Consider the following 7,005-nt stretch of genomic DNA (forward strand, 5'->3'; position numbering starts at 1 on the left):
CCCAACTCGCAGAGTTGGCGGGTCGGGCGTGCGGTCAAGGCTGTCCGGCTTAGAATTTTTTGGTTTCGATATTTCTTCTTTCCCATGGCTGATTCTTCCAATACGAAACTACCGTTCCAGGCTGAAGTCGCGCAACTGCTGCACCTCGTCACGCATGCGCTGTACTCCAACAAGGAAATCTTCCTGCGCGAGCTGATCTCGAACGCATCGGACGCCTGCGACAAGCTGCGCTTCGAGGCCATCGACCACCCCGAGCTGTATGAAGACCAGCCCAACCTGGACGTGCGCCTTTCCTTCGACAAGGCCGCGCGCACCCTCACCATCACCGACAAGGGCATCGGCCTGTCGCGCCAGGAAGCCATCGACAACCTCGGCACCATCGCAAAAAGTGGTACCAAGGACTTCATGAGCAAGCTCAGCGGCGACCAGAAGGCCGATGCACAGCTCATCGGCCAGTTCGGCGTGGGCTTCTACTCGGGGTTCATCGTGGCCGACAAGATCACGGTCGAATCGCGGCGCGCCGGCCTGCCGCCGGAGCAGGGCGTGCGCTGGGTGAGCGGCGGCGCGGGCGACTTCGAAGTGGCCGACATCACGCGCGCCGAGCGCGGCACCAGCATCACGCTGCACCTGCGGGACGACGCCGACGAATACCTCAACGCCTGGAAGCTCAAGCAGATCGTCGGCAAGTATTCCGACCACATCTCGCTCCCGATCCTCATGGAAAAAGAGGAGTGGAAAGAAGGCGAGAACGACCAGCCGGGCGACATGGTCAAGACCGGCGAATGGGAAACGGTCAACAAGGCCAACGCCCTGTGGAGCCGCAACAAGAAGGACATCACGCCCGAGCAGTACGAAGAGTTCTACAAGGCCATCAGCCACGACTACGAGGCGCCCCTCGCCTGGAGCCACAACCGCGTGGAGGGCGGCACCGAGTACACGCAGCTGCTCTACATCCCCTCGAAGGCCCCGTTCGATCTGTGGAACCGCGAAAAGAGCGCGGGCGTCAAGCTGTACGTGAAGCGTGTCTTCATCATGGACGATGCCGAGGCGCTGCTGCCGAGCTACCTGCGCTTCGTGAAGGGCGTGATCGACTCGTCCGACCTGCCGCTCAACGTGAGCCGCGAACTGCTGCAGGAAAGCCGCGACGTGAAGGCCATTCGCGAAGGCAGCACCAAGCGCGTGCTGGGCATGCTCGAAGACCTGGCCAAGAAGCAGAAAACCGGGCCGGAAAGCAGCGAGGGCAAGATCGACGTGGGCTCCGGCGAATCGGTGCCGGCGCCCGAGCCGACCGAGGCGGTGACCGACGTGGTCGACAAGAATGCGCCCACGGCCGCCGAAACCGCCGCTGCCGCAGCAGACGAATCGGGCAAGTACGCCAAGTTCTATGCCGAGTTTGGCGCCGTGCTGAAAGAAGGCCTGGGCGAAGACTTCGGCAACCGCGACCGCATTGCCAAGCTGCTGCGCTTTGCCTCGACCACGAGCGACACGGTCAGCGTGAGCTTTGCCGACTACAAGGCGCGCATGAAGGACGGCCAGGACGCGATCTACTACATCACGGCCGACACCCTCGCCGCCGCCAAGAACAGCCCGCAGCTCGAGGTCTTCAAGAAGAAGGGCATCGAGGTGCTGCTCATGACCGACCGTGTGGACGAGTGGGCGCTCAACTACCTCACCGAGTTTGACGGCACGCCGCTGCAGAGCGTGGCCAAGGGCGCGGTCGATCTCGGCAAGCTGCAGGACGAGGCCGAGAAGAAGGCCGCCGAGGAAGCCGCCGAAACCTTCAAGCCAATGCTCGAGAAGCTGAAGGAAGCGCTCAAGGACAAGGCCGGCGACGTGCGCGTGACCACGCGCCTGGTCGATTCGCCCGCCTGCCTGGTGGTGCAGGACGGCGGCATGAGCACGCAGCTTGCGCGCATGCTCAAGCAGGCCGGCCAGCCCGCGCCCGACCTGAAGCCGGTGCTCGAAGTCAACGCCGAGCACGCGCTGGTGAAGAAGCTCGACGGCTCCGAGCACTTCGACGATCTGGCAAACATTCTTTTCGACCAGGCCCTCCTGGCCGAAGGCGGCCTGCCGGCCGATCCCGCGGCCTACGTGAGGCGCGTGAACGCGCTGCTGGTGTGAAAGCCCGGCCGCGCATCGTTCGGGCAGGGGCCGCCGTCGCGGCGGCGGTGTTGCTGGTTTTGATGAGCGGCTGTTCGCACTACCGCATCGGTATTCCGCTGGTGCCCGGGCTCTCGCTCGGCCTGGGTGCCACGAAGGACGGCAATTTCTCGGTCGGGCTCAATACCGGCTGGGGCCCGCTTGGCGCGGGCGTGGCCGTCAACAACTCGGGCGTGGTGGCCGGTTCCGCCGGCGTGGGTGTGGGCGTCGGCGTGGGGCCTATCGGCACCGGTGTAGGCGTGAGCAAGAGCGTGGTGCTGCACGACCCCAATGCAGCAAAAACCGCGTTCGTGCCTGCGGGTGGGGCTGCACCGGTGACCTCGGCGGCTGTTGCATCCGCCGCGCCCGTCACCGTGACCAAGGACGGCGTGACAAAACCCATGCTCGCTCCGGTGCCGCTTCAGCCTCCTGCCACTGCGCGCATTTCGTATCGCCCGGCTGCCGTGGCGCAGGCCGGCGAGCTTGGCACGCCTGCCAATCCGATCGCGCCCTGATTGCAGCAGTTGAGGTGCGGCGCTGGCCGCCTGCGGCCAATGCTGCGCTGAGAGCGCCATTCGCGAGCAGTGCCGCTCAGGCGTACAGCGGCTCCTCGGCCATCTGCTCGCACTGCTCCTGCAGCACGAGGATCTGACCCTTCCAGTAGTCGCTGGAGCCGAACCATGGAAAGTTGATCGGGAAAATCGGGTCTTCCCAGCGCCGCGCGAGCCAGGCGCTGTAGTGGATGAGCCGCAAGGTGCGCAGCGGCTCGATCAGCGCGAGTTCGCGGCGATCGAATTCGCGGAACTGCTCGTAGCCGTCGAGCAGGCCCGAAAGCTGCGCGGTGCGCTGCGCGCGCTCGCCCGACAGCAGCATCCACAAATCCTGCACCGCGAAGCCGGTGCGCGCATCGTCCAGGTCGACGAAATGCGGGCCGCCGCCGGGGCGGTCGGTGGGAGTCCACAAGATGTTGCCGGGGTGCACGTCGCCGTGCAGCCGCAGCTTGCGTGGCTTGAAATCGGAGGCCGGAGCGTTCACCGCCAGCGCCGTGGCGGCAATCATGTCCAGCGCCTCGTTGCAGGCTGCTTCCCATTCGCGCTGCACGTCGAGCGGCACCTTGTTGTTGGCCAGCAACCAATCGCGTGAAGCAATGCCGAAGGTCTGCAGGTCGAGCGCGGGGCGCGACTCGAAGGGCTTGGCGCTGCCCACGGTGTGGATGCGCGCCAGGAAGCGGCCGACCCATTCGAGCACCTCGAAGTCGTCGAGCTCCGGCGCACGGCCGCCGCGGTACGGACTCACGCTGAAGGCGAAGCCGGCGTGGTGGTGCAGCGTGGTGCCGTCGAAGGCCAGCGGCGGCACCGCGGGCACTTCGCCCGCGGCCAGTTCGAGCGAGAAGGCGTGCTCTTCGAGAATCTCGGCCTCGCTCCAGCGCTCGGGCCGGTAGAACTTGACGACGACCGCACTGCGGTCTTCCAGGTACACCTGGTAGACGCGGTTTTCATAGGAGTTGAGGCCGGTGAGCCGGCCGTCGCCGTGCAGGCCGAGCGTCGCGAGCGCGTCGAGCACCACGTCGGGCGTGAGGCTCTCGTAAGGATGTGTGTTTGCGGGCGCTGCGGGGGAAGGGGTCATGCAGCGATTGTCGCTACCCCCGCCCCGGCCCCGTCAAAGCCCGCCGGGTTGTTTGTAAAGCGAAAGGATATGGCCGATGCGCGGGTCGCCCTTGCCGGCTAGCACCTGCGCGTAGGCGGCCTGCGCAGCCTCGCCGCCGTGGTGGTGCTCGGCGCGCAGCCAGGGGTTCTTTGCATCGGTCACCGTGGCCAGAAAGCTGCGCCAGGCGGACACCATGCGCCGGCCGAATTCGTCGGCACCCCATTCGGCGGTGCGCTTCTTGATTTGCGCAGGCGCGAAGAACAAGGTGGCGCGCGGGCCCGGCAAGTCCTTGCCGGCGCCCTTGGACGAGAGCTGCTCCACATGCGTGCCGCCGATCGAGCAGCTGTATCTGAGATTGGCAAAACGGGTGTGAATGGCGTTGCGTAGGCCGCCGTTGCCGGCAAAGTCGACATACACGCAGGGCGTGTCGGCCGCAATGCTGTCGAGCGCGTCGTACGTCACCACGCGGTTGTAGCAGCCCAGGCTTTCGCAAAAGGCCACGTTGGCGGGCGAGGTGAGCCCGATCACCTCGATGCCTTCGCGCTGGTGCAGCTGAAAGGCCGTGCCGTAGGCTGTCTTGCTCGATGCGCTCGACAGCAGCATGGCCTTGGCGCCGAAGAAGTCGTTGTCCGCCATGAAGTCGTCGATCAGCCACGAGGTGATGAACAGCGGGCGCAGCAGCGCCTGCACGTCTTCCGTGTCCGCGGTGTAGAGCGGGTCTGCATTGCAGCGGAAATACTGGTTGTAGACCGCCGGCAGCGCCGCGCGGTGCGGCGCACCGTCGGCAAAGCGCTCCGGCGACAGGCGCTCGGGGCTCAGCACCGCGCCCGACGCCATGGGCCAGTAGCCATAGAGCCGCTCGCCCACCGCCACGCCCGGGTGCAGCGACTGCACCACGCTCGCGAAGCCCCAAACCGGAATGCTGCCCCAGCCTTCTTCTCCGGACGGGAAGAACTGCCAGTAGCTCATTGCATCGCCGAAGGCGGCGTAGGTGATGTTGTTGGACGTGAGCGCAAAGCTGTCGATGCGAACGCGCACCTGGCCGTCGGCCAAAGGCTGGTCGGTGGCGGTGTGCAGCCGCGTGGCGGCGAGTTCGTCCTTGCGGATGAGGAGGCTGGCGGTGCTCATGGGGTCGATCTCCACGGTGCGTTGAAGGGCGTGCGGCCACATTAGCCAAGCTTGATGAAAGGCGCTATCGCGTTTGCATTTTCCGGGTCACCCGAGAGACAACGACGACCATAAAAAAGCGCCCCGGCTTGTGGCCGGGGCGCTCTTCTTTTGTCGCTCAGCGCGGGATCAGGCGATCGTCAGTTCGACGTCGATGTTGCCGCGGGTGGCGTTCGAGTACGGGCAGACCTGGTGAGCCGTGTCGACCAGCTTCTGCTTTTGCTCGGCGTCCAGGCCGGGCAGCGTGATTGCGAGTTGCACCGAAATGCCGTAGGCGGCGCCGCCGTTCGTCGGGCCAAGCGAAACCTTCGAATCGATGGCCACGTCTTCAGGCACCTTCACGCCGATCTTCGGACCGACAGCCTTCATCGCGCCGATGAAGCAGGCGGCGTAGCCGACCGCGAACAGCTGCTCGGGGTTGGTGCCGGGCTTGCCCGAACCGGGCGAGCTCAGCTTGACGTCGATGGCGCCGTCGCTGGACTTGCCTGCGCCGTCGCGGCCGCCGACGGTGTGGGCTTCAGCGGTGTAGAGAACCTTGTCGAGTTTGGTGGTCATGGTGATTCCTTTGTGCATGAGGGTGGAGGGAACGGTGAAAAGAGCTTCTTTGTATCGAAGCGGGAAGAAACTTGAAGCGTGCGGATCAGGCTGCCTTCTTGATGCGGTCGCACAGGGCCTGGATCTGCTGGGTGAGCGAAATCAGTTCGGGCACGGAGCACTGGGCGGCGGCCATCAGGCACTCGGGCACGTTGGCTGCGCGGGCCTTGAGCTTGCGCCCGGCGGCGGTGAGCGTGATGTGCACGCGCCGTTCGTCGGCCACGTCGCGCACCCTGGCTACGTAGCCGCTGGCTTCCAGCCGCTTGAGCAGCGGGGTGAGGGTTCCGGAATCGAGCGAAAGGCGTTCGCCGAGTGCGGAGACCGTGGGGCCGTCTTGCTCCCAGAGGGCGAGCATGACCAGGTACTGGGGATAGGTGAGCTGCAGCTTTTCCAGGACCGGCTTGTAGAGGCGGGTCATGGCCAACGAGGCGGAGTAGACGGCGAAGCAGAGCTGGTTGTCCAGCTTGAGCATTTCGTCGGCGGGGGCAGTGTTGGAGCGCATGGGTTGAATTGTAGCGAGCAATTGAATTGTGTGCAATGTAATTGTTTTGGATTCAATTTTGGGGTTGCTTCCCGGGGCCGGGGCGAGACCCGGCCCCGGGAAAAAACTAAGCCCGAAACCTCTTCCGAGTAAGCCCCAACGCCACCCAAAACGCAGCAACCGCATAAACAGTCAACACCAATGCATGCCGCCACCACTCAACAGGCCATTGATCCATAAAAAGAGGCCTCACCAAAGCCACCGCATTCGTCAACGGCAGCCAAGCCGCCACAGCCCTCACAGCAGAAGGCAACTGCTCCAACGGAAAGAACACCCCGCTCAAGAACATCATCGGCGTCATGAACAGCGTGAAGTAATAAGTAAAAAAGTCGTACCCCTTCGCCAGTGCATTGAAGATCAACGCAATGGAAGAAAAGGTAATCCCCGCGCCCGCCAGCACCATCCAAGCGACGATCAACTTAGGGCTGTGGCTGATCCCCAGCCCCAGCATCACGAACAGGATCGCAGTCACCGTGAAGATCGACTTGAACGCCGCCCACAGCATCTCGGCCAGCACGATGTCGTCCAGCCCGACAGGCGCATTCATGATCCCGTCCCATGTCTTCTGCACATGCATGCGCGAAAAAGCCGAGTACAGCGCCTCGAAACTCGCGGCGTTCATTGCGCTCATGCAGATCGAGCCGCTCGCCAGGAACAGGATGTACGGCACCTTCACGCCGTCCACCGATACCTGCCCTACCAGCGCTCCCATGCCATAGCCGAAAGCCACCAGCCAGATCAAGGGCTCGGCAATGTTGCCGATGAGGCTCGGTATCGCAAGCTTGCGCCACACGAGCAGGTTGCGCAAAAACACAGGCCACCAGCGCAGCGAGAGCTCGGGCGCGCGCCATACGGAGCGCGTCGGCGGCGCGGCGCCGCTTGCTGCGGTCGTCGATGTTGTCGTCGTGTTGTTCATT

The 7,005-nt window shown here is 64.5% G+C and carries 7 protein-coding genes; 2 read left to right on the forward strand and 5 right to left on the reverse strand.

Features of this window, described 5'->3' with window-relative positions; genetic code table 11:
- Positions 1-84: 84 nt before the first annotated feature.
- Both htpG and EJI00_RS24300 read left to right on the forward strand, forming a co-directional pair.
- Positions 85-2,121, forward strand: a complete 2,037-nt coding sequence (htpG, locus tag EJI00_RS24295) for a molecular chaperone HtpG (protein ID WP_126750039.1) — start codon at positions 85-87, stop codon at positions 2,119-2,121.
- On the forward strand, positions 2,118-2,654 hold the full coding sequence (locus tag EJI00_RS24300; protein WP_126750040.1) for a hypothetical protein: 537 nt from the start codon (positions 2,118-2,120) through the stop codon (positions 2,652-2,654). The genes htpG and EJI00_RS24300 overlap by 4 nt, the downstream gene beginning before the upstream one ends.
- 76 nt (positions 2,655-2,730) lie before the next feature.
- On the opposite strand, the gene EJI00_RS24305 is transcribed toward EJI00_RS24300, so the two are convergent.
- From EJI00_RS24305 to EJI00_RS24325, 5 genes are all read right to left on the reverse strand, one after another.
- Positions 2,731-3,765 carry a serine/threonine protein kinase gene (locus EJI00_RS24305; protein ID WP_126750041.1) on the reverse strand — a complete coding sequence of 345 codons (1,035 nt, stop codon included), beginning with the start codon at positions 3,763-3,765 and terminating at the stop codon, positions 2,731-2,733.
- Positions 3,766-3,798: 33 nt separating this feature from the next.
- Entirely contained in the window at positions 3,799-4,914 is a 1,116-nt protein-coding gene (locus EJI00_RS24310; protein ID WP_185868205.1) for a DUF2855 family protein, read from the reverse strand.
- Between the two features lie 168 nt (positions 4,915-5,082).
- Positions 5,083-5,508: an organic hydroperoxide resistance protein gene (locus tag EJI00_RS24315; RefSeq protein ID WP_126750043.1), complete on the reverse strand. Its 426-nt coding sequence runs from the start codon at positions 5,506-5,508 to the stop codon at positions 5,083-5,085.
- Between the two features lie 85 nt (positions 5,509-5,593).
- On the reverse strand, positions 5,594-6,049 hold the full coding sequence (locus tag EJI00_RS24320) for a MarR family winged helix-turn-helix transcriptional regulator (RefSeq protein ID WP_126750044.1): 456 nt from the start codon (positions 6,047-6,049) through the stop codon (positions 5,594-5,596).
- A 106-nt stretch (positions 6,050-6,155) separates the two neighbouring features.
- Positions 6,156-7,004 carry an ABC transporter permease gene (locus EJI00_RS24325; protein WP_126750045.1) on the reverse strand — a complete coding sequence of 283 codons (849 nt, stop codon included), beginning with the start codon at positions 7,002-7,004 and terminating at the stop codon, positions 6,156-6,158.
- Between the last annotated feature and the right edge of the window lies 1 nt (position 7,005).

The sequence above is a fragment of the Variovorax sp. DXTD-1 genome, from assembly GCF_003984625.1.
Taxonomy (GTDB): domain Bacteria; phylum Pseudomonadota; class Gammaproteobacteria; order Burkholderiales; family Burkholderiaceae_C; genus Variovorax.